The organism is Mycobacterium sp., from assembly GCF_032159565.1.
Taxonomy (GTDB): domain Bacteria; phylum Actinomycetota; class Actinomycetes; order Mycobacteriales; family Mycobacteriaceae; genus Mycobacterium.
In genome coordinates this window covers 1-25,655 of record NZ_JAVHWR010000128.1, presented here as the reverse complement: position 1 = coordinate 25,655, position 25,655 = coordinate 1, and the positions used below count along the sequence as shown (strand labels likewise).

The following is a 25,655-nucleotide window of genomic DNA, read 5'->3' as shown; positions in this document are numbered from 1 at the left end:
CGAGCAGACGCAAACTCGCACAAATTCCGGCCGGAAAGTGCGAGTTTGCGTCTGCTCGCGGTTAGGAGGTGACCCCGAGCACCCGCAGCGCGTTCTCCTTGAAGATCAGCGGCAGCACCTCGGGCGCCATGTCGAGTGTCTCGAAGTCGCGCCGCCACCGGTCCACCTCGATGTACGGGTAGTCGGTGCCGAACAGCACCTTGGTGCGCAGTTGTCGGTTGGCCGCGCGCACCAGCTGCGGCGGGAAGTACTTCGGCGACCAGCCGGAGAGATCGACGTACACATTCGCCTTGTGCGCGGCGATGGATATTTGCGCGTCGACCCACGGCACAGCGGGGTGGGCCATCACGATCGTCAGCTCCGGAAAGTCGGCGGCGATGTCGTCGAGCAGCATCGGGTCGGAGTAGCGCAGCTTGACGCCGTGACCGCCGGGCAGCCCCGACCCGATGCCGGTCTGACCGGTGTGGAACAGCGCGGGCAGGCCGGCCTCGGCGATCGCGGAGTAGATCGGGTAGTGGGCGCGATCGTTGGGCAAGAAGCCCTGAAGGCTGGGGTGGAACTTGAAGCCCTTGACGCCGAGTTCGACCTGTCGGTGCACTTCGCGGACGGCTCGGTCGTTGGTCAATGGGTCGACCGTGCCGAACGGGATCAGCACGTCGTTGTTGCGCGCCGCGCCTGCGATCAGATCGTCCACGGAGTTGGGTGGATGGCCGGACGCCGTCTGCGAGTCGATGGTGAACACCACGGCGGCGGTGTTGCGCTGACGGTAGTACTCGGCCACGGAGTCGACGGTGGTCGGCTCGGAGTCCAGTTTGAAGTACTGCTTGGTCGCGGTGATCAACTCGTCGTCGTAGGCGTGGTGGCCGTGGTCGTCAGCTTCGACGTGAGCGTGGATGTCGATGGCATCGATGGTGTCGAAATCGATGCCGTACTCGTAGGTTTCACCTGCCATTGGTGCCTTTCCCTTGCGATTTCGGCGCGCTAACCGTCGCTCAGCGCACGTTAGCGCGCCGAAATCGCCAGAGCGTGGTCATGCGGCGGCGAATACGCTCTGAAACCTGTTCAGCGACTCGCGGATGTCGCCTTTCAGCGCGGCGGCGACCACCATGCCGATCGGCCCGAACAGCGCCGGACCGCCGAGATGGACGTCGAAGGTGACAGTCGACCCGTCTTCCGACGGCTTGACCTTCCCGATCAGCTTCACCTTGACGCCCCCGACACCTTCGCCGTCGAGCGTCATCGCCTCCGGCGGCTGGAAGTGCACGATGGTCCACCTGAGCCGGTTCGGCATGCCCTTCACCTCGACGATCGACTCGACGACGGTGCCCTTCTCCAACGTCTGGGGCAACTTGCTGCGCCAGACCCGGTGAATGGTCAGCCACTCCTTGAACCGGGACAGGTCCGAGGCGCACTCCCACGCCTTCTCCGGCGGCAGTGGAACATCAACGGAGACAGACAGTTTCGCCATAAGTCAGGGTGTTTGCGGATCCGTCTTGTCGACGGCCTTCTTCGCGGCGTCCTGCACCTTGTCGACCTGGCTGGTGTACTTGCCCTGGGTCTTCTGGTCGACGATGTCTCCGGCTTTGTCGATCGCGGTCTCCACCTTGTCGGCGTTCTTCGACACGAGGACCTTGACCTTGTCTAGAAATCCCATGGGCCTCACCCTACAGCGCCGACGAGCGCTCGCGCGAGGAGCCGACAGCTACCTCCAAAGCCGTCGGCGCCCCCCGGTGACAGCACCTCCAACCCACCACAAACCCTCGATGACCGCCGCTCCGATGACGCCGATGACCAGGGCAATCGCGGTCACCGCGAGGTTCGACGTATCGAGCATAAATAACGTCTGAGCAAGCGGAATGGAGAAGATCACCACGTAGGCCAGACCCGAAACGGCGACCAGCGCCACCCGCCACCACTCATAGGGCCGTGCCACCACCGCGAGCACCCACACCGCCGTTACCAGCAACGTGATAAGAGCGGCCGTCGAGGCCTGCGTCTGCTGTTCCGCCGTCGCTTCGCGACCCTGATAGGCCGCCAGGTACGACGTGAAAGTGGCAATGCCAACCACGACGCCGGACGGCAGCGCCGACGTCATCACCCGTCGCACGAAGCCCGGGTGTGCCCGCTCGCTGTTGGGCGCCAGCGACAGGATGAAGGCCGGGATTCCGATCGTGAACCAGGCGGCGATCGTGACGTGAATCGGCTGGAACGGGAACGGCAGGGGGTCGGAACCGAACAACTTCGAAGCGAGCCCGGCCAATCCGACCAGGACTGCCAGCAGCACCGAGTACACGGTCTTGGTCAGGAACAGATTCGACACCCGCTCGATGTTGCCGATGACCCGGCGACCCTCGCCGACGACATGTGGCAGCGTCGCGAACTTGTTGTCCAGCAGCACAATCTGCGCAACGGCACGCGACGCCGCGCTGCCCGCACCCATCGCGACGCCGATGTCGGCGTCCTTGAGCGCCAGCACATCGTTGACGCCGTCGCCGGTCATCGCCACGGTGTGGCCGCGGGACTGCAGCGCGTGGACCATCGCTCGTTTCTGGTCGGGCCGCACCCGGCCGAAGGTGGTGCACTCCTCGACGGTGTCGGCCAACTGGTCGGGCTCAGCGGGCAGTTCGCGGGCGTCCATCGTCTCGCCGTGGAGGCCGAGCGAGCCCGCGACGGCGCCCACCGACACCGCGTTGTCGCCTGAGATGACCTTGACCGAAACCTTCTGAGAGGCAAAGTATTCAAGGGTGTAGCGGGCGTCGGGACGCACCCGCTGCTCGAGGACCACCAGGGCGACCGGTGTCACGGCGCCTGGCGCATCGGGATGGTCGACGGGCAGATCGCTGGACCCCAGCAACAGTACCCGCAGGCCCTGTGACCCGATCTGCTCGGCCCGCTCGGCGGCTTCCGACAGCGGGTCGAGCAGCACGTCCGAGGCGCCGATCACCCAGTTGCCGTTGTCGCCGTAGGACGTTCCGCTCCACTTGGTCGCCGACTTGAACGGTGCGCTCGCGGTCGCCGTCCACCCGGGCGGCATCTTGTAGGCCTCGCCGATGGCAGCCATGCTTGCGTTCGGCCTCGGATCGTCGGCGGCCAACTGCGCCAGCACGTTACCGACGTCGCCTTCGTTCAACCGCTGCAGCCCCGAGACCCGCATGCCGTTCTCAGTCAGCGTGCCGGTCTTGTCGGCGCACACCACGTCGACGCGGGCCAGACCCTCGATGGCCGGCAGCTCGTTGACCAGACACTGTCGTCGGCCAAGCCGCACGACGCCGACCGCGAAGGCGACCGACGTCATCAGCACCAGCCCCTCCGGAACCATCGGCACCACGGCTCCGACCATGCGCAGCACCGACTCTCGCCAACCCGCGTCTGTGGTGAACAGCTGCGTGTAGATGATCAGCAGCCCCGCGGGGATGAGCAAGTAGGTGATGACCTGCAGGATCTTGTTGATGCCGGAGCGGAGTTCTGATTTCACCAGCGTGAACTTGCTGGCTTCTTCGGCGAGCTTGGCGGCGTACGCCTCTCGCCCGACCCTGGTGGCGCGGTATGCGCCGCTGCCCGCGACGACGAAGCTGCCGGACATCACCTTGTCGCCCGCGTCCTTGGCGACGGGGTCGGCCTCGCCGGTGAGCAGCGACTCGTCGACCTCCAGCGTCGTCTCCTCGACGATGTCGCCGTCGACGACGATCTGGTCACCGGGGCCCAGCTCGATGATGTCGTCGAGCACAACCTCGCTGGGCAGTCTGGGGCGCGCTACCGGGCCGGACGAGGTGAGCCTGCGCACCAACGGTTTCGCCTGTCCGACGATGGCAAGCTTGTCCAGCGTCTGCTTGGCGCGTAGCTCCTGGATGATGCCGATCGCGCTGTTGGCGACGATCAGGAGCCCGAAGGCGCCGTTGATCACCGACCCCGTCGACAGAACGATGACCAGCAAGACGCCGAGGATCGCGTTGATCCGGGTGAACACGTTGGCACGCACGATTTCGGTGACGCTGCGCCCGGCCCTGGTGGGGACGTCGTTGGACTGGCCCTGCGCTACCCGGATGGCGACTTCGGCATCGGAGAGCCCGGCAGCGACGACGGCGGTCATCGGGTAAACGTTCCCTTGCCCATTTCGTCGTAGTACTCCAGCGTCAGCTTGTTGCCATCGAAGGTCGCCTGGGCGATCGAGCCAGGAGGAGAGTTCTCGCTGACCCACTCGTAGGTGAAGACGTTGCCGTCCCAATGGCTCAGCGGCACCGTCAAATTGGACCCCAACCCGAGTTGGAGTTTGCCGTCGTTCTCGGTGACCCGCGCCGCACCCCAGTAGTCGTTGTTGTACGTCCCGACGTAGGACGCCAACGGAGCGGGCGGAATCGGGTTCGCCGGTGGCTGCCGGCCGACGAGCGCGCCGACCGGCTGCTCTCCCGGCGCGAGAAGCTTCTGGTACAGGTCGAACCAGGCCTCGCGCACCTCGCCGAACTGGACGAGATCGGCGAACTGGGCGTTGAGTGCCTCTGGCACACCGGAAGCCGTGCCGTTGGTCAGCGCGATGATCGCGACATCGGCCGAAGGCAGGATGACGAAATTGGTGCCTGCTCCGAGTTCGAAGGCGCCGGAGTGGCTGATCTCCATGCGCCCCGCCGATGTCGACGACACATTGAAGCCGTACCCGTAGAAGCCTGACCGCATCGCCGGCTCGCTCGGCGGGCTGGACACGATCTGCGGCGTGAGCGCGGGCAGCAGTGCCTTGGAGTCGACGATCTGCTTCCCGTCGTAGGTGCCGTTGGCGAGAATCATGGCCAGCCAGTGCGACATGTCGTTCACCGATGCGCTGGCGCCTCCGGCGGGCGCCTCGGGTTGCGGGTCGCGACTGTAAAGGGGCGCGTACTTGCCGTCGACGTGAATGTGGCCGAGTGCGCGATTCGCCCTGGTTTCGAAGTCGGAGTAGCGGAAACTCGCCGTGGACATCCCGAGCGGCTTCAGCACCGCCTCGTCGGCGAGGTCCTCCCATGTCCTGCCCGCGCCGGCGGCCACCGCTTCGGCCGCCGCGGTCAATCCGAAATTGGTGTAGGCGTACGAGATTCGGAACGGGGCCAACGGCTGGTCGCGGAGTCGATCGAGCACATACCTGCGGTCGTATCCGAGATCTTCGAGCATGTCGCCCGCATGGTCGGGCAGGCCGGACCGGTGCGAGAAGAGGTCACCGACGGTGACCATCTGGGTGACAGCGGGATCGGACAACGCGAACCACGGCAGCTTCGAGACGATCGACGTGTCCCAGCCGATCGCGTTCACGCCGACCTGGTGTGCCACCACCGTCGAGCTGATCGACTTGGACACCGACGCGAGCTGGAAGACGGTGTCGGGATCGACCTTGTCACCCGTCTTGACGTCGCGGACTCCGAAGCCCTTGGCGTACACGGTCTTTCCACCGTGTACGACGGCCACCGCCATCCCGGGTATACCGGATTTCTTCATCAGCTCGTCGGCGATGCCGTCGAGTTTGGCGACGGCGTTCTCGACGGCGTGGTCCGGCAACGGCATCCCCGGCACCAGCGGAGGCAGGACGTCAGAAAGCGTCGGCGTCGTTTCTTGCGCCGACGGCTTGGACTTTTGCGCTGCTCCGGAATCGCATGCGGCGAGCAGCGAGACCGCCGCGCCGAGCGCAACGAACGAGGCAAACGCTGTGCGGACTGTGATCACAGCCAGCACGCTAGCGGGTTATTGATGCCACCACGGGTCGAACGCCGACGAGCGCTCGCGCGAGGAGTATGACCCAGACGAGCGCTCGGGTGTCGGTCGCGTCGGCGCCGTCGGATCGACGCGTTCGCCGGGACGCGGCACCAGCACCTCGACGCCTGCGGGATCGGCCGCGGCGAGCAGCCGTTCGATGGGCTCGGCCCACGGGTGCGGGGCAAGGCGGAACGTCGCCCAGTGAATCGGCAGCAGAAGACCCTTGCCTGCCTCGGCGATGTCGAGGTGGGCCCGCACGGCTTCCTCGGGGTTCATGTGGATGTCCGGCCACGCGGGGTGGTAGGCGCCTACCGGCATCAGCGACACGTCGAACGGCCCGTGGGCCAAACCGATCTCGGCGAAGCTCTTGGTATAGCCGGTGTCACCGCCGAAGAACGCCCGGTGCCGCGGGCCGATGATCACCCACGACGCCCACAGCGTGGTGTTGCGGGTCAGCAGCCGCCCGGAGAAGTGCCGGGCCGGGGTGCACACCAGAGTCAGATCGCCGATCCGGTGACTTTCGTGCCAGTCGAGTTCGATGATGCGGCTGTCCGGGATCCGCCATTTGCGCAGGTGTGCACCGACTCCCAACGGGACGACGAACGGCGCCCGTTGGCTGTGCGCCAGGCCGACGATGGTGTCCATGTCGAGGTGGTCGTAGTGGTCGTGGCTGATGAGCACCGCATCGAGGGCAGGCAGCGCCTCCAGCGGCACCGGCACGTCGTGCATCCGCTCGGGGCCGACGGATCGCGACGGCGAGCACCGGCGGCTCCACACCGGATCGGTGAGCACGCGGTAGCCGTCTACCTCGACCAGCGCAGAGGAGTGGCCGTACCAGCTCACCGCGAGGTCGAGCGGTGTGGTGTCCACCTTCATGGGCACCGCCAGCGGAATGGGCTTGCGCGGCCGCATGCCGTCACGCGAGCCGACCAGTTCCCGGACGAGCAGCAACTGCTGTTCCCGGTCGAGGCTGATCGACGACGCCGGGTCGACGTTGACGAACGCGCCATCCCGGTAGTTCGGCGATCGCCGGGCAACGGGCCAGATCTCGTCGGGCCGCGCGCCGACGGCCGCCGGCGAGCCCTGCAGCGCCCGCAATACCCAGCCGCTGGCCGCCACAGTGGCCGTCCCGACCGCGAATCGCAGCGCCGCACCCAGCATGGGTGGTCAGGCTCCCTGGAAGTTCGGCGGCCGCTTCTCGATGCGGGCGACCTGCGCTTCGATGATGTCCTGGCTGGTCCACGCCTTGTCGAACAGCTGCTGGTGCACGGGCGACGGGTCCTCGTAGGCCCCGTCGTCGTTCAGCACACGCTTCGCGTGCTGCAGCGCCAGCGGAGCGAAGCCCGCGATCTCGGCGGCCCAGGCCTGCGCATCGGCCAGGGTCCCGATCCGGTTCGCCATTCCCGTTTGCAGCGCGACGTCGGCGGTGAGCCGTTCGGCGGCGAGCAGCATGCCCCTGGCCCGGCCGGCCCCGACCAGCGAGGTCAACCGGCGGATGCTCCAGTTGTCCAGCGCCAGACCGTATTTCGCGACGGGAAACTGAAAGTACGCCTCCGGCGCGACGACGCGGAGATCGCAGATCATCGACAGGATGACGCCGGCGCCGATCGCAGGCCCGTTGATCGCGCCGATGACCGGGATCGGCGCCTGGTCGAAGGCGATGTTCAGCGCCCTGGCCTTGTCGGGGAGTTCCTCGGCGACGCCCGCGGCGTCGGACAGATCGGCACCGGAGCTGAACACGTGGCCCTGGCCGGTCAGCACGATTGCCCGGACATCCTCGGCGGCGGCCTTCTCGACCGCTTCGCGCAGCCCGTCGACGAGTTCGCCGTTCAGGGCGTTGCGGCGCTCGGCGCGCTGCATCTCCAGGGTCATCACGTGGCCGTCGCGGGTCACACCAATCATGCTCATCAGACTATTAGCCTCTACCTGTGAGCCGGATCGGTGCCCTGCAGCTGCGGGACGCCGTGCTGGACGAGGGATCCTTCCTCAGCTGGGACGCCCCGCCTGTGCAGGTCGCGCGAAGTGACGAATATCGCAGCGAGCTGGCGGCGGCCGAGGCCGCGACGGGGCTCGATGAATCCGTCATCACCGGAGAGGGCCGCGTTCACGGGCGGCGTGTCGCGGTGGTGGCATGCGAGTTCGACTTCCTCGCCGGCTCGATCGGAGTGGCCGCGGCCGAACGGATCACCGCGGCCGTGGCGCGGGCGACCGCCGAACGACTGCCGCTGCTCGCCTCGCCGAGTTCGGGGGGCACCCGCATGCAGGAGGGCACGGTCGCGTTCCTGCAAATGGTGAAGATCGCCGCGGCCGTCGAGCTGCACAAACGCGCGCACCTGCCCTACCTGGTCTACTTGCGACACCCCACCACCGGCGGAGTGTTCGCGTCGTGGGGGTCGCTTGGCCACATCACCGTCGCGGAGCCGGGCGCACTGATCGGGTTCCTCGGTCCGCGCGTGTACGAGCACCTCTACGGCGAACCGTTCCCCGAAGGCGTTCAGACCGCCGAGAACCTCCAGCGGTACGGCGTCATCGATGCGGTCATCCCGCTGGACCACCTGCGCAGCACGCTGGACCGCGCGCTCAAAGTCGTCGCCGACGCGCCCGAGCCGCCTCCGCCGACACCGCCTCCCGAGGCGCTGCCCGACCTGCCCGCATGGGACTCGGTGGTGGCCTCGAGGCGGCCGGACCGACCGGGTGTCGCACAACTGCTGCGGCACGGCGCGACGGACTGGGTGCTGTTGTCGGGCACGGGTTTCGGCGAGGCGGCGACGACGCTGCTGGCACTGGCCCGGTTCGGTGGCCAACCCGCGGTAGTGCTCGGCCAACAACGCGTCGTCGGCGGCACCCGCACGCGAGGAGGAGAAGAAGGCCTCGTCGGCCCGGTCGCGCTGCGCGAAGCGCGCCGCGGCATGGCGCTGGCCGCCGGGCTGAAGCTGCCGCTGGTGCTGGTGATCGACACGGCAGGACCGGCGCTGTCGGCGGAGGCCGAACAGGGTGGGTTGGCCGGCGAGATCGCGAGATGCCTTGCCGAACTCGTCACCCTCGATACGCCGACGGTGTCGGTGTTGCTCGGGCAGGGCAGCGGTGGGCCCGCCCTGGCGATGGTGCCCGCCGACCGGGTGCTGGCCGCGTTGCACGGATGGCTGGCGCCATTGCCGCCGGAGGGGGCAAGCGCGATCGTCTACCGTGACGTCGACCATGCGCCGGAACTGGCGGCCGCACAAGGCATCCGATCGGTGGACCTGCTGCGTAACGGCATCGTCGACGTCGTCGTGCCCGAGCATCCCGACGCCGCCGACGAACCGGTCGAGTTCACCAAGAGGCTGTCGGCGACCATCGCAGGCGAGCTGCACCGGCTCCGCGCCATCCCCGATGAACAGCGGCTCGAGGCGCGGCTGACCCGCTACCGGCGCATCGGCCTGCCGGGGCCTGGCCGCAACTAGCCGCCCAGTTCGGAGACCATCGTGTCCAAAAGCGCCGCCTGCTCGGCGATTTCGTGCTCGGAGAGGTCGACGCCACCGGTGCGCTTGACCAGGTCCCTGCGGGAAACCACCTGCAGCGCACCGCGATATTGCGATGAGTCGGTCTCCGCCTCGGTGATGACGTCGGTGCGGCCCTCGATCAGCACCAGCACGGCGTCGTCCTGGGCCTGCAGCAGCCGTTTCACGTCGTCGGCGGAGATGACCATCAGTTGCCCCGTCCGGTCTGTTGTTGCAGCCGGTCGATCAGCTCGGAGGCCTGCGCCTTGGTCTGATCCTCGGGGACCGCTTCGCCCGCCTCCTGCGCGAGAGTGTTCAGGTAGCTGCGTTGCGGGCCGGTCATCGGCTCGTCCCCGGTCACCCAGTCCGGCCGGTCCTTTTTCGGGTTTTCCTGCGGCGCGGCGCCGGGATCGTCAGTCATGGCCTAGCTATGCCCGTTGGCGCACCGCTTTATGCGGGCTGCGAGGGGTGCACCGGATCGCGGCGGGTTATTCCGGTCCCTCGACGGCCCTCGCACCGCCACGGGTGCGGTACCACAGCACCGCAACGGCGATCGCGACTTCGGTCATCGACAGCACCGTCGCCGACGTCATGACGACGGGCTGCGGCACCACCGCATTCACCGCTACCTGCGTGACGTGATGTCCCGCGGCAAGTGGGAGATGAACGGCGACCATCCCGAGGTTCATGACCGCGACCAGACACCACGCCCGCATCGTTGCCGACAGCCACAGTTCACGGGCGCAGTACAGGCACGCACCCACCATGCCCGCGATCAGAACGGCAGCGGCCGGACTGCCTGCATGGCCGAGCATCGCCCCGTGCAGGACCGCGGAGATTGCGGCCACACCTGCAGCGGTGCGGCGCGCGACGACGGACGAGATGTCGGCGGCGGACACGCAGCCATTGTCGTTCACTCCTCGAGGTAGCGCTGCACAGTCGGCCCGAGCCACGCCACGACTTCCTGATGCGACATCTCGACGATCGGCGGTAGCCGCAGAACGTAGCGGCACAGTGCCAGGCCCAGCATCTGCGTCGCCACCAAGCTGGCGCGGCGCTCCGGCCGCGCGAGATTCATGCCGGCGACTGCGGGCATCAACTGCCCCGCGAAGATCTCGCGCATGCGTTGGGCCGCCGCTTCGTTGGAGGTGCTCGATCGCAGCAGCACGACGAGCGCCTCGTCGCGTTCCCAGCGTTCCATGAAGTAGTCGACCAGTTTCGCGCCGACTTTCTCCCGGTCGACACCAGACAGGTCAGGGATCTGCAGATTGAAGTCCGCGGCGGCCGCGAACAGCCGGTCCTTGCTGCCGAAATATCGCATCACCATCGACGGGTCGATGTTGGCGTCGGCGGCGATCGCACGGATCGTCGCGCGCTCGAAGCCCGACCGGGCGAAGCGCTCTTTGGCCGCAGCCAGGATCACAGCCTTGGTTTCAGCAGAGGACCTTCGCATGCCAACAACTGTATGCCAACAAGTGTTGACATCAGTAGGCGACAGGCGCATAGTTGTGCCAACAAGCGTTGGCATAGATGGAGGCGATGCAAGGTGAACAGCACATACGACACCGACGTACTGGTAATCGGCGCGGGCCCGAGCGGGCTGACCCTGGCCGCGTCCCTGGTCAAGCTGGGTGTGACGACCGCCGTCGTCGACAGCCGGCCCGCAGGCGCGAACACGTCGCGCGCCGCGGTGGTGAATGCCCGCAGCCTCGAGGTGCTCGAAGGTCTGGACGTGGCTCGCCGGCTGGTCAAGGAGGGCATCGAAGCGCCGCAGTTCAGCATCCGCGATGGTGCGCGCACCCTCATCTCGATCGACTTCAGCTCGTTGCCGACCGATTATCCGTACTCGCTGATGGTTCCCCAGTCCACCACCGAACGGCTGTTGCTGGACCGTCTGGTCGAGCTGGGCGGCTCGGTCCTGCGACCAAAGACCCTGACCACGATCGTGCAGGATGCCGACGGCGTCACAGCGACCTTCGAGGACGGCGAGGTGATCCGGGCGCGCTACGCGGTCGGCGCCGACGGCATCCACAGCACCGTGCGGGAGCAGGCCGGCATCGGCTTTTACGGCGGCGCCTACGACGAATCGTTCGTCCTCGCCGATGTGCAACTGGACGGCGAAGTGCCCGTCGACGAGGTCATCCTGTTCTGGGCGACCGCGGGAATGACCGTGGTGGCTCCGCTTCCCGGCGGTATCTACCGCATCGTCGCACCGGTCGCAGACGCTCCCGAAAACCCCTCCGCGGCTTTCATTCAGCAGATCCTGGACAGCCGCGGACCCGGGCAGCACCGGTCGGTCGTCACCGACGTCATCTGGGGCTCACGCTTCCGCATCCAACATCGCGTCGCCGACACCTACCGCGCCGGGCGGCTGCTGCTCGCCGGCGACGCGGCGCACGTGCACAGCCCGGCCGGCGGACAGGGCATGAACCTCGGCATCCAGGATGCGGTCGCGTTGAGCGAAGCGCTGGCGGCCGTCCTTGCCGGTGGTCCGGACTCGCTGCTCGACGACTACAGCGCCGCCCGGCGCCCGATCGCGCGCGGCGTCGTCACCATGACGGACCGCCTGACACGGCTGGCGACGCTGCCACGGGCCGTCCGTCCGCTGCGCAACGCGGTCATCAGCGTCGTCGGGCGGCTGCCCGCCGCAAAGCGCGCGCTGGCCTGGCGGCTCAGCGGCCTCGTCTACCGCTGACTACGCCCAAACTCACGTTTCGGCGGAAAAGTGCGAGTGATTCCCGCCAAAACGTCGATCTCAGGCACTACACGCTCCGCGATTGACCGCGCAGTGCGCGCACGCTGAGACTGCGCTGATGGCGGGGGCCTACTCGCACTTCTTCGCCGCCGTTGCAGCCTGAGGTGAAGCGGTCAGGCCAGCGACTCGATCCACGCCCGATGCAGCGCCGCGTACCGGCCGTCGCGGTGGATCAGTTGGTCGGGCGGGCCGTCCTCGACGATGCGGCCATGCTCGAGGACCAGCACGCGGTCGGCGACCTCGACCGTCGACAGCCGGTGCGCGATGACCAGAGCGGTGCGATCGGCCAGCACCGTCTTCAACGCCCTCTGCACCATCCGCTCGCTCGGAATGTCCAGCGACGACGTCGCCTCGTCGAGGATCAGCACGGCGGGGTCGGCGAGGAATGCCCGCGCGAACGCGACCAGTTGGCGCTGACCCGCCGAGAGCCGGCCGCCCCGCTTCGCGACGTCGGTGTCATAGCCTTCGGGCAGTCCATCGATGAACCGGTCCGCTCCCACGGCTGCGGCCGCCGCGCGCACCTGTTCGTCGGTGGCGTCGGGTCTTCCGAATCTGATGTTGTCGGCGACGGTGCCCTCGAACATGAAGTTCTCCTGGGTCACCATCACGACGTGGCTGCGCAACTCGCTCTGCGACAGGTCTCGAAGGTCGACGCCGTCGAGCGTCACCGACCCCGACGTCGGGTCGTAGAACCGCGCGATGAGTTTGGCGATGGTCGTCTTGCCCGCGCCGGTCGTGCCGACCAGCGCGACGGTCTGCCCGGCAGGCACGGTCAGATTCAGGTCCGGCAATACCTCGCGGCCGGCCACATACGCGAAGTGCACATCGCGGAAGGCGACGTCCCCTCGGACCGATTCCAGTTTCACCGGATGCGCCGGATCCTCGATGCCAGGGCGCTCGGCCAGCACCCCGGCCAACTTCTCCAGCGCCGACGACGCCGACTGGAAGGTGTTGAAGAACTGGGAGATCTCCTGCATCGGCTCGAAGAACATCCGCAGGTACAACAGGAACGCCGCGAGCGTGCCGATCGTCATCTGCCCGTGCAGCACCCGGTAGCCGCCGTAGAGCAGCACCACTGCCGTGGTGACGTTGCCGACCAGCTTCACACCCGGCATGAAGATCGCCAGCAGCTTGAAGGTGCGCTCGTTGTCGCCGCGGTAGCGGTCGGCGATGTCTTCGAAGATCTCCTGATTGCGCGGCTCGCGGCGATACGCCTGCACGGCCTTGATGCCCGTCATGGTCTCGACGAACTGCACGATCACCAGCGCCGCGCTCTCGCGGACCTTGCGGTACGTCTTGGCCGACTCCTTGCGGAACCACCAGACCAGTCCCACCAGGATGGGGAACGCCGCCAGACACATCAGACCCAGCCGCACATCGAGCACGACGAGCAGGATCGACGTGCCGACCAGCGTGAGCACTGCGGTGATCAGGCTGTCGAAGCCGGTTTCGAGCATGTCCTGAATGGCTTCGACGTCGTTGGTCGATCGGCTGACGACGCGCCCTGAGGTGTAGCGGTCGTGGAAGGCGATGTCCAGACGCTGGAAGTGCCGGAACACCCGTCGGCGCAACTCGAGGAGCACCTTCTGGCCGATGCGTCCGGACCGGCGCAGGAAGAACATCCTGCTGACGGCCTGCACCACCACGACGACGCCCAGCGCGCCGACGATCGTCATCAGCGTGTGTGCGGGCCCGCCGTCGATGATCGGCGGGATGCCGTGGTCGATGCCACGCTGCACGAGAAGCGGAACCGACAGGCGCGCGGCGTTTTCCACCACGACGATCACGGCAAGGAATGCGACCGTCCACCGAAAGGGCCACAGCAGCGAGCCGAGCAACGCGCGTGCCTCGCGCCTGCGCGGCACCGCCTCGTCTATGGGCAGATCGTCACGCTGTTCGTCGAAGCGGCCGCGCCAACGGTCGACAGGCTGCTCGTCGGGATCCTCGGGGATGTCAACCCGAGTGGTGTCGGTCGCGGTCATCGGCCCTCGGCCTCGCTGGTGACGAACTCACGGTCCCGGGTTTCGCATGCCCGCTCGGTCGCCTCCTGCTCCTGATGGGCTTGGCCCAGCCGGTTCCGATTCTCGTCGTCCTCCCACGCGCACGCGCGCTCGACGCCGTCGTCGAGTTCGTCATCGGCGGCAAGCAGGTAGCGGTACTGCGGCACCGTCGCGAGGAGTTCCGAATGTGTGCCGACGTGTGTGATGGTGCCGTCCTGAAGCAACGCGACCCGGTCCGCGAGAAGAACGGTCGAAGCCCGGTTCGCGACGACGATGCCCGTCACCGAGTGCTCCTGCCCCGCTGCTCCTCGCGAGCGCAGAACACGCCGCAGCGCCTTCTCGACGAGGGCTTCGGTGTGCACATCGAGGGCGGACAGGGTGTCGTCGAGCACGAGGATCTTCGGCCCGGCGAGGATCGCCCTGGCCAGCGACAGCCGCTGGCGCTGGCCGCCGGACAGGCTCATGCCCTGTTCCCCGATCCGGGTGTCAAGGCCGAACGGCAGGTCGTACACGAACTGGGCGGCCGCGACGTCGATGGCCTGCGCCAGTTCATCGTCGGTCGCGTGCGGGCGGCCCAGCCGGAGGTTCTCGGCGACCGACATCGAGAACAGCGTCGGGTCCTCGAACGCGGTCGCCACGGCCTGTCGCAGCGCCGGCAGCGACAGTTCCCGGATGTCCTGGCCGTCGATGCGGATCTCGCCCTCGGTTACGTCGTACAGCCGCGAGAGCAGGCTGGCCAGCACCGATTTGCCGGATCCGGTTGCGCCGACGAGGGCCAGCGTCTCGCCGGGTTCCACCGTGACATCGACATGCCGCAGCGCCCAGTCATCGACCTTCGCATCGGGAAACCGGAATCCGACATCGACCAGTTCGAGCCGGCCGCCCTGTGGCGTCTGTGCCTCGGGCCCGTCGGTGATCTCGCGGGGCGCGTCGAAGATCTCGGCGATCCGGTTGGCGGCGGTGAACGACTCCTGCGTCATCGACAGCAGAAAGCCGAGCGAGGCGATCGGCCAGACCAGCGACAACATCATGGTGATGAAGGCGACGAGTGTGCCCATCGTGACGTAGCCGTGGCCTGCCGCGTAGGCGCCCAGGCCGAGCACGACGATCAGCGTCAGGTTCGGGATGATTTCCAGCAGCGTCCAGAACTTCGCCGACACAGTGACACGACGGACCTGCGTGTCGTAGAGGTGGGTGAGCTGTTCGTCGAACCGGTCGTAGACGTAGTCCTCCCGGCCGAACGACTTGACCACCCGCAGGCCGAGCGCGGACTCCTCCACGTGCGTCGCGACGTGACCCGACTGGTCCTGCGCCAACCGCGACAGCCGGGTGTATTCCTGCTGGAAGTGCAGCACCGTCGCGCCGATCGGCACGATCGAGATGAGCACGACAACACCCAGCGGCCAGTACATCGCCAGCAGGATCGCCGTCACGACGGTGATCTGGATGACGTTGAGCAGCAGGAAAACCATGCCGAACGACATGAACCGGCGAATAGTGCTCAGGTCGTTCATGATTCGCGACAACAGCTGCCCCGATTGCCAGCGACCGTGGAACGACATCGGCAGGATCTGCAGCCTGGCGTACAAATCCTTGCGGATGTCGGCTTCCACGCCCATCGTGCCGCGGGCCACCAGCCACCGACGGATGAACCACAGCACCGCCTCGGAGATGCCGATGCCCATCGCCGCCGCGCCGAGCACCCAGAGGCCGTGCTGATCCTGATGACGCACGGGCCCGTCGATGACCGCCTTGGTCATCAGCGGGATCGCCACGGTGGCAACGAGGCTCAGCAGCGCGACGGAGACCATCGCGATCCAGCGCACGCGGTACGGCATCAGATAGGGCAACAGCCGCCACAGATCCGAGCTGGTGCGCGTGCGAGCCGGGGGCCGCGCCACCGCGGGCGCCGAACGCATCGCGTCTACTTTAGGTTCAGTCAAAGTGATTCCAATTATCCGCTGAGCGGCAAATCAATATCGGTTGCTTCCAGGCTCTCACGCCGCGACGACATCCTCGGCGTCCGCTTGCTTACCGAACTGTGTCTCGTAGAGCTCCGCATAGCGCCCCCTCAGCGACAGCAGCTGCTCGTGGTCGCCGCGTTCGACGATGCGGCCGCCCTCGACGACGAGGATCGTGTCGGCCGCACGGACCGTCGACAGGCGGTGCGCGATCACGATGGAGGTCCGTCCGGCCAGCGCCTCGGCGAGTGCCTGCTGCACCGCCGCCTCCGAGGCCGAGTCCAGCGACGCGGTGGCCTCGTCGAGCACGACGACCCGCGATCGACCGAGCAGCAGCCGTGCGATGGTCAGCCGCTGGCGCTGGCCGCCGGAGAGCCGGTAGCCGCGCTCCCCCACCACGGTGTCGAGTCCGTCGGGCATCTCGCCGACGACGTCGGCCAGCCGGGCGCGATGCAGCGCCTGCCACAGTTCTTCGTCGGAAGCCTCGGGCGCGGCCAGCCGTAGATTCGATGCGATCGACTCGTGGAACAGGTGGCCGTCCTGGGTGACCATGCCGACCGTCTCCTTGAGCGACGCGAACGTCGCGTCGCGCACGTCTGACCCGTTGAGCCTGACGCCACCCGAATCGACGTCGTACAGCCGGGCCAGCAGCGACGCGATGGTCGACTTGCCTGCGCCCGACGAGCCGACGAGCGCGACCATTTCGCCGGGTTGCGCCGTGAACGAAATCCCGTGCAGCACCTCGTCTCCGCCACGGACTTCAGTCTCGCTGAGTTCCGCGACCTCTTCGAGGGACGCCAGCGACACCTTGTCGGCCGACGGGTAGGAGAACCGCACGTCGTCGAACTGCACCGATACCGGCCCGTCGGGCACCGGCACGGCATCCGGCTTCTCCTGGATCAGCGGATCGAGGTCGAGCACTTCGAAGACACGCTCGAAGCTGACGAGCGCGCTGGCGATCTCGACATGCGCGTTGGCCAGCGCCGTCAACGGCGAGTACAGCCGAGTCAGCAGCAGCGCCAGGGCGACGATCGCGCCGGTCTGCAGATGTCCGCCGATGGCCAGCACACCGCCGAGGCCGTACACCAGCGCCAGCGCCAGGGCCGACATCAGCGTCAACGAGTTCATGAAGACCGACTGCAACATCGCCGTGCGGATGCCGATGTCGCGGACCCGGCCGGCGCGGACCTCGAACTCGCGCGACTCGGCGGCCGGGCTGCCGAAGAGCTTGACCAGCGTGGCGCCGGGCGCGGAGAAGCGTTCGGTCATCTGGGTGTTCATCGTCGCGTTGTGGATGGCGGCTTCCCGGGACAACCGCGCCATGGTTCGGCCGATCCACCGGGCGGGCAGCAGGAACAGCGGCATCAGCACCAGCGACAGCAGCGTGACCTGCCAGGAGATCCTGAGCATGACGACCATTGTCAGCGTGAGGGTGACCAGGTTGGTGATGACGCCGGAGAACGTGTCGGAGAACGCGCGCTGCGCGCCCATCACGTCGTTGCCGAGCCTGCTCACCAGGGCGCCCGTGCGGGTACGGGTGAAGAAGGCGACCGGCATCCGCTGCACGTGGTCGAACACGGCCGTGCGCAGATCGAGGATCAGCCCCTCGCCGATCATCGACGACAGCCACCGGGTGACCAGCGATACGCCGGCCTCGGCGACGGCGACCGCGGCGATCACGGCGGCCAGCCACACCACCGCGCCGATCGCGCCGTTGCCGATCTCGTCGATCACCTTGCCGGCCAACAGCGGGGTGGCCAGACCAAGCAGTGCGCTGACCACGCTGACCGCCACAAAGACGCCCAGCCTGCGATGATGCCGTGCGGCGAAACGCCAGATGCGGCCGAGCAACCTGCGGTCAGCCAACGACCGCAGATCGCCGCCCTTGGCATGCGTCTGCCGGTACAACGTCTGTCGTGCGACCGTTTCAAAGCTCATGAATTCACCGTAAAACCTCAACAATGGATGAGGTCAACGACTTCCCGAGGGCGTCGAAGGCTAAACCGCGCCGGCTGTCCCCTCGGCGGGATCAGGCGCCACAGCAACCGACATTCTGCAGAGGAAGTGCGAGTGAAGGCCGCCAAAACGTCGATCGCTGGGGTTCCTGGTGTGGAGGCGACACCCCGGTGACGCTCGACCGCGCCGGCTGTCAGCCGCCCGTCACACCACTCCGAGGTAGCCGATCACGCCCGCAACGACCACAACGATCAACGGATTGATTCTGGTGAAGATGAAGATCGCCGTGCAGACGCCCGTCAGAAGGTAGGCCCGCCAGTCGTGATCGGCCGCCCGGCTCATCACGAGCGCGGTCGCCAGGATGAGGCCGACCGTCAGCGGCGCGAAGCCCTTCTCGACCGCGGCGCGGAGCCGTGACTTCTGCGCCTTCTGCCAGAACAGGGTGAGGACGTACACCAGGGTCGCGGCGGGCACGATCATGGCAACCGTCGCGACGACGCCCCCGACGATCGCGCCGGGAACACCGCCGACTTCGAGGCCCGCGCCGTAGCCGACGAGCGCGACGATAAGGATGCTCGGCCCCGGCGCGGCCTGGGAAATCGAGAACACGTCGGCGAACTGGGAATCGGTCAGCCAGTGATGTCCACGGACGGCCTGCATGTGCATCTCGGGCAGCACCGCGTTCCCTCCGCCGATCGACAGCAGCGAAAGCGACGCGAACAACCCCGCGAGTTGCAGATACGTGCTCACGCCGCGCGCCTTCTCGGCCACGCCCACAGCAGGGCGAGCGGAGCCACCATCGCAAGGGTGACCGGAAGCGGCCACCGCACAAGGCCGTTGAGCACGAAGCACGCCAGCGCCAGCAACACCGGCACCACCGAGGTGAGGCACTTGCGCCCGGTCTGGATCACCATCGCGATGGTCAGCGCCACGGCCGCCGCCGACGCGCCGTGCAGCACGCTCTTGACCGCGGGCACCTCCTTGAAGCGGAAGTAGATGAAGCCCATCAGCAGCACGAACACCAACGGCATCAGCGTCAGACCGAGCAGCGAAGCCAGCGCGCCGGGAACGCCCTTCATCTTGGTGCCGACGAACACCGCCATGTTCACCTGGTTGGCGCCGGGCAGTATCCGGCACATCGTCATGGCGCTGAGGAACTCTTCCTCACCCATCCACTGCTTCTCGACCACCAGCACTTCCCGCGACCACGCCGACAGCCCGCCGCCGAACGACGCGAGCGCTATGTGGTTGAACGTCCAGGCCAATTCGAACAGGGAGACTTCCCCGCGCTCCGCGTCGACTGGGCTTTCGCTCACTCGTGGATTAGGTCTTCGTCGTGCGGGAAGTCGTCCTCGTGGTGATGGGCCGCCTCGAGAGGATCCGGTGCGTCGTAGTGATGTGACAGTTCCCAGTCGGAATCGAAGACCTGCTTCAACCGGCCCACGAGGGCGGGATCGTCGGTCATGATGCCCAGTTCGCGGCGCAGATCGAATGCGCTCCTGTCGATATTCATCGAACCGACCAGCGCCTTGGTGTCGTCGACGATGATCAGCTTCGCGTGCACGCGCAGGTTCTTCTGCTTATGAACCTTTGCCCCGAACCGGCGCAAAGTGCGCAATGACGCGAACGTATCGAGAATGTCCCATTCGCTTATGCCGTGTTTACCGCCGCACAGCACATGCACTTTGACACCCCGATCGGCCGCCGCGGCGAGCCTTTCGAGAATGACCGCGTCGACGAATTTGGGGTGCTGCACATGGAGCCGATGCTCGGCCAGATCAATGAATTGCGCCATGTGGTAGCGCGAATTGGAGTTGCTCCACAGCAGGCCCTCCCATGCTCCGCAGTCCCAGTCGAGGTGGTTCCAGTCGGCGTTGAAGACCTCGACGATCTGAGCCACGTGCAGGGGGTTGTAGGTGATCACGCCGTAGTCGCGGGTCAGGGTGAAGTATTTGTCGCAGAGGTTGAATGTGGCTACCAGCGCGGCCTTTTCGTCGACGACGATGGACTTCTCGTGCGTCACGTAGAACTTCGAGCTGGCCCATTGCACAGCTATTCCAGCGCCAAGGAATTGCTCGTAGGTCTCGTCGTTGGCGCGGTCGCCCCCCGAGCGTTTGGCGTTGAGCATGACGCGGACATCGACGCCCGCATTCTTTCTGCCGATGACGGCAGCGATCAATTTCGGCTCGGTGAATGTGAATTGCTTGATCAAGAGTGAGTTTTCGGCCGAATTGATGAATTTGAAGACCGGCTCCACACCGTCGTCGGGCTCGACGATCAGATGAGGAGAGAGCGGCAGCATGGTGTCGCGATGCTAACACCGCGACAATGACGTTGCTTTGCTATCGGATGAACGTTGCGGGCACCGTGACATGGCGGTGACGGGACCGCAGCACAGGTGATAGCAGGGCCGTCTCGCGCCTATCCCATTCGCAGGCTTTCATCAGGCAAGATGTCGGGCATGGACAGTGGTGCTGTTTCGCCCCGAGTGCTCGTTGTCGACGACGACGACGACGTGCTCGCGTCCCTGGAGCGTGGTCTGCGGCTGTCCGGATTCGACGTCTCGACGGCGAAGGACGGCGCCGAGGCGCTGCGCAGCGCGACCGAGACCAGGCCTGATGCGATCGTCCTCGACATCAACATGCCGGTGCTCGACGGCGTCAGCGTCGTCACGGCGCTGCGCGCGATGGACAACGACGTCCCGGTCTGTGTGCTGTCGGCCCGCAGCTCGGTCGACGACCGGGTCGCCGGTCTCGAGGCGGGGGCCGACGACTATCTGGTCAAGCCGTTCGTGCTGGCCGAGCTGGTGGCGCGGGTGAAGGCGCTGCTGCGACGCAGGGGCGCGACGGCGACGTTCTCGTCGGAGACGATCTCCGTCGGCCCGCTCGAGGTAGACATCCCGGGCCGACGGGCCCGCGTCAACGGCGTCGACGTCGATCTGACCAAGCGCGAATTCGACCTGCTGGCCGTGCTGGCCGAGCACAAGACCGCCGTGCTGTCGCGGGCTCAGTTGCTGGAGCTGGTCTGGGGCTACGACTTCGCCGCCGACACCAACGTGGTCGACGTGTTCATCGGCTACCTCCGCCGCAAGCTGGAGGCCAACGGCGCGCCGCGGCTACTGCACACCGTTCGCGGCGTGGGGTTCGTGCTAAGGACGCAGTGATGTGGGGCACCGCCCGCTTGCGCGACGCTCGCGCGAAGAACCGAAAGCCGTAGTCCGATGACTCCGCTGTCCCGGTTCCTCACCCGAACCCCTTCGCTGCGCACCCGCGTGGCGTTCGCGACAGCCATCGCCGCGGCGATCGTGGTCGGCATCGTCGGCACGGTCGTGTGGATCGGCATCACCAACGACCGCAAGGAACGCCTCGACAGGCGGCTCGACGAGGCCGCCGGATTCGCGATCCCGTTCCTACCGCGCGGGCTCGACGAGATCCCCAAGTCGCCCAACGATCACGACGCCGTCATCACTGTCCGCAAGGGCGAGCAGGTGACCTCGAACTCCAAGGTGGTTCTCCCCCAGCTGCCCGCCGGCTATGCCGACACGGACGTCAACGGGGTGCGCTACCGGGTGCGCACCGTCGAGATCCGCGTGCCGGAGCCGATGTCGGTGGCCGTCGGCGCCACCTACGACGCGACCATCGCCGACACCAACAACCTTCACCGCCGTGTCTTGATCATCTGCTCCCTGGCGATCGGCGCGGCGACGTTCGCAGGGTGGTTGCTCGCCGCCTTCGCGGTTCAGCCGCTGAAGCGGCTGGCGCAGCAGACCCGCCAGATCGATGCGGGGGATGCCGCGCCAGACGTCGAAGTGCGCGGCGCCTCCGAAGCCGTTGAGATCGCCGAGGCGGTCAAGGGCATGCTGCAGCGCATCTGGAACGAGCAGGACCGCACCAAGGCGGCGCTGGCCTCGGCGCGCGACTTCTCGGCGGTGTCGGCCCATGAACTCCGCACTCCGTTGACCGCGATGCGCACCAACCTCGAGGTGCTGTCCACCCTTGACCTGCCCGACGAGCAACGCAAAGAGGTCATCAACGACGTCATCCGGACGCAGTCCCGTGTCGAGGAAACACTCGGCGCGCTGGAGCGCCTGGCGCAGGGCGAACTGTCGACCTCAGATGATCACGTGCCGGTCGACATCGCCGAACTGCTCGACAGGGCGGCACACGATGCGATGCGCGTCTACCCGGATCTCGACGTGTCGCTGGTGCCCGAGCCGACCGTCATCATCCTCGGGTTGCCCGCCGGTCTGCGGCTGGCGGTGGACAACGCGATCGCCAACGCGGTCAAGCACGGCGGCGCCACCCGGGTGCAGCTGTCGGCGGTGAGTTCCCGCGCGGGCGTCGAGATCGCGATCGACGACGACGGTGTCGGCATTCCCGAAGAAGAGCGCGACGTCGTGTTCGAACGATTCACAAGAGGCTCGACGGCTTCGGTCTCGGGCTCGGGCCTCGGCCTGGCGCTGGTGGCACAGCAAGCCGAATTACACGGCGGCACAGCGTCGTTACAGTCCAGTCCGCTCGGCGGCGCGCGGCTGCTGCTGCGGCTGCCCGGGCCGCGGTAGCACTACTCCTCCTCGCGCTGCGATTTACGGCTGTCCCAGCGGTTGGAGCCGGCCCGCTTGGCGGAGTTCTCGTCGCCTCGGCTGCACCGCCGGCTCCCGCACCCGCTGCCAGGGTCGCGTACTCGGGCACCTCCCGCTTCACCCGTCGAATGACCAAGAACAGCGTCAGCACAAGGCCGAGTACCACAACCACCCGATGACGAAATCCATGTCCGATCTCCCTAGCTGAGGTTGATGTCGACTCGGCGGTTTTGCGCCCTGCCCGCGGGTGTGTCGTTCGGAGCGACCGGCTGGGATGACCCGACACCCTTCGAGGTGACGCGGTCGCTGGTGACACCTTGCGAAATAAGGTTATCCGCAACGGCTTTGGCCCGGTTGCTGCTCAGCGGGATATTGACCGCGCTCATTACCGCTGTTGTCGGTGTGACCGACCAGCGCGACCTGCGGTCCGGCCAAAATCTGCCGCCGCACCAGTTAGCGGACATCCAAGAGGTCGATCATGAAAATCAAAGTCTTGCCCGACAATCGGTGTCCCGAGCCCGCCGGTCCGTACGCCTGCTCGGGCGGGATGATGAGCCGGCGGCGGCCGCCGACCCGCATGCCGGGGATACCGTCCTGCCATCCCTGGATGAGCCCCCGCAGCGGGAACTCGATGGACTCGCCGCGATTCCAGGAGCTGTCGAACTCCTCGCCGGTGTCGTATTCCACTCCGACATAGTGCACAGTCACCGCTGCGCCCGGCACAGCCTCGGCGCCCTCGCCGACCACCACATCGTCGATGACCAGCTCAGTCGGTGCGGGGCCGTCGGGAAATTCAACCTCAGGTTTAGTCGCCACGATGGGCCAGGTTACGCCCCATTCGAGGTGAATTCGTGCGCACAGCGGGCACACTGGAGCGATGGCACCCGAAAACAATCCGCTGGCCCGCATCCACGAACTCGTCGAGGAGGAGCGGGAACTGCGCGACCGCTTACTGCGAAAAGAGATCAGCGCGGACGAAGAACACGCGCGCCTGCGTGCCCTCGAGGTGCAGTTGGACCAATGCTGGGACTTGCTTCGGCAGCGCCGCGCGTTGCGGGAAACCGGCCGTGATCCTCGCGAAGCAAAGGTGCGTCCACCGGACGAGGTCGAGGGCTACCTCAATTGATCACCGATCCGCGGTCCGACGTCGTCATCGTCGGCGGTGGACACAACGCACTGGTCGCCGCGGCCTATCTTGCGCGCGCCGGGCGTCCGGTGCGCGTCCTCGAGCGCCTCGACCATGTGGGCGGCGCAGCCATATCGGCGCATGCATTCGAGGGTATCGACGCCCGGCTGTCCCGGTACTCGTATCTGGTGAGCCTGCTGCCGCGACGGATCATCGAAGACCTCGGTGTCCGTCTGCGGCTGGCACGGCGCCGATACTCGTCGTACACACCCGATCCAGCCAACGGCGGCCGAACCGGCCTGCTGGTGGGCCAGAATTCGACGTTCGGCGCCGTCGGGGCGGAAGGCGATGCCGAGCCGTTCGCCGAGTTCTACCGCCGTGCCCGGATCGTCACCACCCGCCTGTGGCCCACCATGACGGCGCCGCTCAAATCCAGGGCCGACGCGTTGAAGCACGTGCTGGCGGGCGGTGAACCCGGCGCCGAAGAGGTGTGGGAGACGTTGATATGCCGCCCGATCGGGCGCGCGATCACCGAGGCCGTCGACAGCGATCTGGTCCGCGGGGTGATGGCCACCGACGCGTTGATCGGCACGTTCGCCCGTCTCGACGATGCGTCGCTGCAGCAGAACATCTGCTTTCTGTATCACTTGTTGGGCGGCGGCACCGGCGAGTGGGATGTGCCCATCGGTGGAATGGGCGCGGTGAGTGGAGCGCTGGCCGCGGCAGCCAGCGGCTTTGGTGCCGAAATCACCACCAACGCAGAGGTTTACAGGATAGATCCTGATGGTGAGGTGTGTTACCTGCTCGACGGCCAGGAACACCGTGTGCATGCCGACCACATTCTGGCGGGTGTGACACCGACGGTGCTGGCGGAGTTGGTCGGCGACCCGGCGCCGTCCGCAGCGCCGGGTGCCCAGGTGAAGGTGAACCTGTTGTTGCGACGTCTACCGCGACTTCGAGACGACACCGTCACGCCCGAAGAGGCTTTCGGCGGCACCTTCCATATCAACGAGAACTACAGCCAACTCGAGGCGGCATACTCACGCGCGACGACCGGCTCCATACCCGACCCCTTACCGTGCGAGATCTACTGTCACTCGCTGACCGATCCATCCATCCTGTCCGATGAACTGCGAGCGTCCGGCACACAGACCCTCACGGTCTTCGGGCTGCACGCGCCGCATGACCTGGCGGCCGGCGCGGATCCCGATCGACTGCGGGAAGACCTGACATCGGCGGTACTGCATTCGCTCAATTCCGTTCTGGCCGAACCGATCCAAGATGTATTGATGGAGGACACGTCGGGTCGGCTGTGTATCGAGGCCAAGACTACTCAGGATCTGGAGAAGATTCTGGGCATGACGTCGGGCAACATCTTCCACGGCTCGTTGAACTGGCCGTTCGTCGAGGACGACGAACCACTGGACACGCCCGCCCGTCGCTGGGGCGTGGCGACCGAGCACGATCGAATTCTGTTGTGCGGCTCGGGTTCACGTCGCGGCGGAGCGGTGTCCGGCCTCGGCGGCCACAGTGCGGCGATGGCGGTGCTGGAGAGCTGAGTTCCCCCCGTACCCGCGGGCCCTACCGCCGGCGGCACCGCGACCGTGCGCGTTTGCGCCCGACACGCCGCGATAATGTGGCACTCTGCGCACGCTCGCGACGTTAGGGCATCTCCGTGGCCCACTTCATGTGGCCCTCGAAGCCGAGCTCGTTTGCCATGGCGCGGTAGCGGTCTCGCAGCTCGCGGTAGGCGGCGTCATCGCCCCGCGCTTGGGCGAGCAGAGTGCGGAGCCGGAGTACGTAACAGTCGCGCGTGGCCCAGGCGGTACCGGACCGTAGCGCTGCCAATCGCTCGATTGCCGCCTCGGCTTCTGCGAGGTCGTCGTTCGTGCACCGTGCGAGCAGCGCCTCTACCAGGGTGCTGGTGCCGGCGTCGGCATTGAAGAAGTCGCAGGTCCTGAACACGTCGTCGAGACCGCTCCGCGCGCGCACCACAGCGCCATCGAAGTCCCCTTGAGCACCTAGCCGTCGTGCCTGGTAGAGCTCCATGCCGGGGACTGCATTCATGGCATAGTGTTCCC

The 25,655-nt window shown here is 66.8% G+C and carries 24 protein-coding genes and 2 pseudogenes; 6 read left to right on the top strand and 20 right to left on the bottom strand.

All coding sequences use genetic code 11. The annotated features are described in order from the left end of the window. Nucleotides 1-61: 61 nt before the first annotated feature. The 7 genes from QOC76_RS16460 to QOC76_RS16430 form a co-directional block, all read right to left on the bottom strand. Nucleotides 62-952: an amidohydrolase family protein gene (locus QOC76_RS16460; RefSeq protein WP_526358186.1), complete on the bottom strand. Its 891-nt coding sequence runs from the start codon at nt 950-952 to the stop codon at nt 62-64. 78 nt (nt 953-1,030) lie between these two features. Continuing rightward, nucleotides 1,031-1,468 (bottom strand): type II toxin-antitoxin system Rv0910 family toxin, encoded by a 438-nt coding sequence (locus QOC76_RS16455; protein WP_526358184.1) that lies wholly within the window; start codon nt 1,466-1,468, stop codon nt 1,031-1,033. A gap of 3 nt (nt 1,469-1,471) precedes the next feature. Beyond that, nucleotides 1,472-1,654, bottom strand: a complete 183-nt coding sequence (locus tag QOC76_RS16450; protein WP_526358182.1) for an Rv0909 family putative TA system antitoxin — start codon at nt 1,652-1,654, stop codon at nt 1,472-1,474. A 48-nt stretch (nt 1,655-1,702) separates the two neighbouring features. Next, nucleotides 1,703-4,090, bottom strand: a complete 2,388-nt coding sequence (locus tag QOC76_RS16445) for an HAD-IC family P-type ATPase (RefSeq protein ID WP_526358180.1) — start codon at nt 4,088-4,090, stop codon at nt 1,703-1,705. Further along, nucleotides 4,087-5,685, bottom strand: coding sequence for a serine hydrolase domain-containing protein (locus QOC76_RS16440; protein ID WP_526358178.1), 1,599 nt, complete (start codon nt 5,683-5,685; stop codon nt 4,087-4,089). The genes QOC76_RS16445 and QOC76_RS16440 overlap by 4 nt, the downstream gene beginning before the upstream one ends. An 18-nt stretch (nt 5,686-5,703) precedes the next feature. Beyond that, the gene (locus tag QOC76_RS16435) at nt 5,704-6,876 is read right to left on the bottom strand and encodes an MBL fold metallo-hydrolase (RefSeq protein WP_526358176.1); all 1,173 of its coding nucleotides are present in this window, start codon (nt 6,874-6,876) and stop codon (nt 5,704-5,706) included. 6 nt (nt 6,877-6,882) lie between these two features. Then, the gene (locus QOC76_RS16430) at nt 6,883-7,617 is read right to left on the bottom strand and encodes an enoyl-CoA hydratase (RefSeq protein ID WP_526358190.1); all 735 of its coding nucleotides are present in this window, start codon (nt 7,615-7,617) and stop codon (nt 6,883-6,885) included. Between the two features lie 26 nt (nt 7,618-7,643). Between QOC76_RS16430 and QOC76_RS16425 the strand changes: the two genes are divergently transcribed. After that, entirely contained in the window at nt 7,644-9,158 is a 1,515-nt protein-coding gene (locus tag QOC76_RS16425; protein ID WP_526358174.1) for a carboxyl transferase domain-containing protein, read from the top strand. Here QOC76_RS16425 and QOC76_RS16420 read toward each other — a convergent pair. The 4 genes from QOC76_RS16420 to QOC76_RS16405 all read right to left on the bottom strand — a co-directional run bounded on the left by QOC76_RS16420 (nt 9,155) and on the right by QOC76_RS16405 (nt 10,647). Continuing rightward, the gene (locus tag QOC76_RS16420; protein ID WP_526358172.1) at nt 9,155-9,403 is read right to left on the bottom strand and encodes a hypothetical protein; all 249 of its coding nucleotides are present in this window, start codon (nt 9,401-9,403) and stop codon (nt 9,155-9,157) included. The two genes, QOC76_RS16425 and QOC76_RS16420, sit on opposite strands and share 4 nt — an antisense overlap. Beyond that, nucleotides 9,403-9,615, bottom strand: coding sequence for a DUF3072 domain-containing protein (locus QOC76_RS16415; protein WP_526358170.1), 213 nt, complete (start codon nt 9,613-9,615; stop codon nt 9,403-9,405). The genes QOC76_RS16420 and QOC76_RS16415 overlap by 1 nt, the downstream gene beginning before the upstream one ends. Nucleotides 9,616-9,682: 67 nt before the next feature. Continuing rightward, complete coding sequence (locus QOC76_RS16410) at nt 9,683-10,093, bottom strand: hypothetical protein (protein WP_526358168.1); 411 nt, start codon at nt 10,091-10,093, stop codon at nt 9,683-9,685. Between the two features lie 14 nt (nt 10,094-10,107). Beyond that, nucleotides 10,108-10,647: a TetR/AcrR family transcriptional regulator gene (locus QOC76_RS16405; protein ID WP_526358166.1), complete on the bottom strand. Its 540-nt coding sequence runs from the start codon at nt 10,645-10,647 to the stop codon at nt 10,108-10,110. 93 nt (nt 10,648-10,740) lie between these two features. On the opposite strand from QOC76_RS16405, the gene QOC76_RS16400 reads away from it, so the two are divergent. Next, on the top strand, nt 10,741-11,889 hold the full coding sequence (locus QOC76_RS16400) for an FAD-dependent oxidoreductase (RefSeq protein WP_526358164.1): 1,149 nt from the start codon (nt 10,741-10,743) through the stop codon (nt 11,887-11,889). A gap of 173 nt (nt 11,890-12,062) precedes the next feature. Here the strand turns inward: QOC76_RS16400 and QOC76_RS16395 are convergent, their stop codons facing one another. The 6 genes from QOC76_RS16395 to QOC76_RS16370 all read right to left on the bottom strand — a co-directional run bounded on the left by QOC76_RS16395 (nt 12,063) and on the right by QOC76_RS16370 (nt 20,168). Beyond that, on the bottom strand, nt 12,063-13,931 hold the full coding sequence (locus tag QOC76_RS16395; RefSeq protein WP_526358162.1) for an ABC transporter ATP-binding protein: 1,869 nt from the start codon (nt 13,929-13,931) through the stop codon (nt 12,063-12,065). Then, nucleotides 13,928-15,868, bottom strand: coding sequence for an ABC transporter ATP-binding protein (locus tag QOC76_RS16390; RefSeq protein WP_526358160.1), 1,941 nt, complete (start codon nt 15,866-15,868; stop codon nt 13,928-13,930). Before QOC76_RS16390 ends, QOC76_RS16395 begins: the two co-directional genes overlap by 4 nt. 78 nt (nt 15,869-15,946) lie before the next feature. Further along, nucleotides 15,947-17,848, bottom strand: coding sequence for an ABC transporter ATP-binding protein (locus QOC76_RS16385; protein WP_526358158.1), 1,902 nt, complete (start codon nt 17,846-17,848; stop codon nt 15,947-15,949). Between the two features lie 222 nt (nt 17,849-18,070). After that, the gene (locus QOC76_RS16380) at nt 18,071-18,616 is read right to left on the bottom strand and encodes a chromate transporter (RefSeq protein ID WP_526358156.1); all 546 of its coding nucleotides are present in this window, start codon (nt 18,614-18,616) and stop codon (nt 18,071-18,073) included. Next, nucleotides 18,613-19,182, bottom strand: coding sequence for a chromate transporter (locus QOC76_RS16375; protein WP_526358154.1), 570 nt, complete (start codon nt 19,180-19,182; stop codon nt 18,613-18,615). Before QOC76_RS16375 ends, QOC76_RS16380 begins: the two co-directional genes overlap by 4 nt. Further along, nucleotides 19,179-20,168 carry a phospholipase D-like domain-containing protein gene (locus QOC76_RS16370; RefSeq protein ID WP_526358152.1) on the bottom strand — a complete coding sequence of 330 codons (990 nt, stop codon included), beginning with the start codon at nt 20,166-20,168 and terminating at the stop codon, nt 19,179-19,181. The genes QOC76_RS16375 and QOC76_RS16370 overlap by 4 nt, the downstream gene beginning before the upstream one ends. A gap of 150 nt (nt 20,169-20,318) precedes the next feature. Between QOC76_RS16370 and QOC76_RS16365 the strand changes: the two genes are divergently transcribed. Beyond that, nucleotides 20,319-21,029: a response regulator transcription factor gene (locus QOC76_RS16365; RefSeq protein WP_526358150.1), complete on the top strand. Its 711-nt coding sequence runs from the start codon at nt 20,319-20,321 to the stop codon at nt 21,027-21,029. Between the two features lie 57 nt (nt 21,030-21,086). Further along, on the top strand, nt 21,087-22,427 hold the full coding sequence (locus QOC76_RS16360) for a sensor histidine kinase (RefSeq protein ID WP_526358148.1): 1,341 nt from the start codon (nt 21,087-21,089) through the stop codon (nt 22,425-22,427). A gap of 221 nt (nt 22,428-22,648) precedes the next feature. Here QOC76_RS16360 and QOC76_RS16355 read toward each other — a convergent pair. Together QOC76_RS16355 and QOC76_RS16350 are read right to left on the bottom strand one after the other, a co-directional pair. After that, nucleotides 22,649-22,877, bottom strand: a pseudogene (locus QOC76_RS16355) (OmpA family protein); the annotation flags it as partial. Nucleotides 22,878-22,901: 24 nt separating this feature from the next. Next, on the bottom strand, nt 22,902-23,264 hold the full coding sequence (locus QOC76_RS16350; protein WP_526358146.1) for an FKBP-type peptidyl-prolyl cis-trans isomerase: 363 nt from the start codon (nt 23,262-23,264) through the stop codon (nt 22,902-22,904). A gap of 61 nt (nt 23,265-23,325) precedes the next feature. Here QOC76_RS16350 and QOC76_RS16345 point away from each other — a divergent pair, with 61 nt between their 5' ends. Continuing rightward, complete coding sequence (locus QOC76_RS16345; RefSeq protein ID WP_526358144.1) at nt 23,326-23,574, top strand: DUF2630 family protein; 249 nt, start codon at nt 23,326-23,328, stop codon at nt 23,572-23,574. Then, a complete protein-coding gene (locus tag QOC76_RS16340; RefSeq protein ID WP_526358188.1) occupies nt 23,574-25,133 on the top strand; it encodes a phytoene desaturase family protein in 1,560 nt (519 codons plus the stop codon). Before QOC76_RS16345 ends, QOC76_RS16340 begins: the two co-directional genes overlap by 1 nt. 103 nt (nt 25,134-25,236) lie before the next feature. Here the strand turns inward: QOC76_RS16340 and QOC76_RS16335 are convergent. Then, a pseudogene (locus tag QOC76_RS16335) lies at nt 25,237-25,655 on the bottom strand (cyclase); the annotation flags it as partial.